A 1,453-nucleotide genomic window follows, 5' to 3' on the forward strand; every position below is an offset into this window, starting at 1 on the left:
TGACCGGGCTCAACCAGTCGATGCAACACCGGCTTGTTGGAGCAACAATAGCTGCTCGTTGAAGGCCTCAGCGGGAGTCATCCATCCGAGCGACTTCCGAGGGCGCGTGTTCAGCGCGAATGCGACGGCTTCGATGTCTTCGGCGCTCCAGCGGGACAGGTCGGTGCCCTTCGGGAAGTACTGACGCAGCAGCCCGTTGGTGTTCTCGTTCGTGCCGCGCTGCCAGGGCGACTGCGGATCGGCGAAGAACACCGGGATGCCGGTTTCGACGCGGAACTGCGCGTGAGCGGACATCTCCTTGCCGCGGTCCCAGGTCAACGAGCGCGCCAGCTGCGCCGGCAGCGCCGACATCGTGTTGGCGAGAGCATTCTTCATCGTGATCGCGCCATAGCCGGCCAACGCCGGCCCGTTCTTCGGCGTCTCCTTGTGCCGATAGCCCTCTTCCCGCGGGAGATGGACGAGCAGCGTGTAACGGGTCTTGCGCTCGACGACCGTGCCGACCGCCGAGCGCTCCAACCCGATCAGCAGATCGCCTTCCCAGTGCCCGGGGACGGCGCGACCGTCGGCTTCCGCCGGTCGCTCGCTGATCAGCGTCTCCGGCGTGACATGCGCCCAGGTCTTGCGCCGCGACCGCTCTCGGGGGACGCGTAGCGCCCTGCCCGTGCGGAGGTTCCAGACGAGTTCGCGCTTGAGCGCGCCGCGGCCCTCGATGTAGAGCGACTGGTAGATCGCCTCTGGGCTGATGCGCATGGACTCATCATCCGGGAAGTCGATCTTCAACCGGTGTGAGATCTGCTCCGGACTCCAAGCCCAGGACCAGGCCCTGTCCTTCCGATGCGGCTTGCCTCTCCCGGTGAACCGCGGCGGCTGGGGACCGGTGACGATCGTGCCATCGGGGCTTGTGATCTTCCCCGACAGGCGCTCCTCGACATACGCGCGCAGCCGCGGGTTCGCGACGAGTTTCGCGACCTTGGGTCGCTTCGCGGTCATGTCTGCTTTCCACTGCGCGACCGACGCCCGATACTCCGGCTTCCCGCCCCGCGTGGCCGCGTTCCGCCGCAGCTCACGAGAGATCGTCCCGGCATCGCGGCCCATGGCGCGAGCGATCTCGCGAACGCCCTTGCCCTTCTCCTTGAGAATCGCGATCTCCTCGCGCTCAGCGAACGAGAGGTAGCGGCCCGATGGCTGCTGGGCGATGTCGAATGGCGCCATGCCGCCAGCGTGTCGGAACCATCTTGCGCCGACCGCGGGCGCCACGCCGACAACCCCCGCGGCTTCCTCCGCGAGCAGCCCTTTCGCGATCTCGCCCCAGAACGCCGCCTCGACGGGTTTCTGAAACTTCGGATGCCCCGGCGAGCGGAGCTTCGGACGAACCGCCCTGTCCGCGGCCTGCTGACGACGAACCATCGAACACCTCCTGATAGAGGTGTTGCGACGACCAGTTGAATTCACC

Annotated in this window: 1 protein-coding gene; it reads right to left on the minus strand. The window is 66.8% G+C overall.

All coding sequences use genetic code 11. The annotated features are described in order from the left end of the window. Window positions 1–9 precede the first annotated feature (9 nt). Window positions 10–1,407, minus strand: coding sequence for an IS30 family transposase (locus A5785_RS05780; protein ID WP_059040016.1), 1,398 nt, complete (start codon window positions 1,405–1,407; stop codon window positions 10–12). Window positions 1,408–1,453 lie beyond the last annotated feature (46 nt).

Origin of the sequence: Gordonia sp. 852002-50395_SCH5434458, from assembly GCF_001665905.1 — a bacterium.
In the GTDB taxonomy this organism is placed as follows: domain Bacteria; phylum Actinomycetota; class Actinomycetes; order Mycobacteriales; family Mycobacteriaceae; genus Gordonia; species Gordonia jacobaea.

Bases quoted from the DNA above. Each gene is read 5' to 3' on its own strand.
- A5785_RS05780 (WP_059040016.1), bottom strand. From the start codon at position 1,407: ATGGTTCGTCGTCAGCAGGCCGCGGACAGGGCGGTTCGTCCGAAGCTC.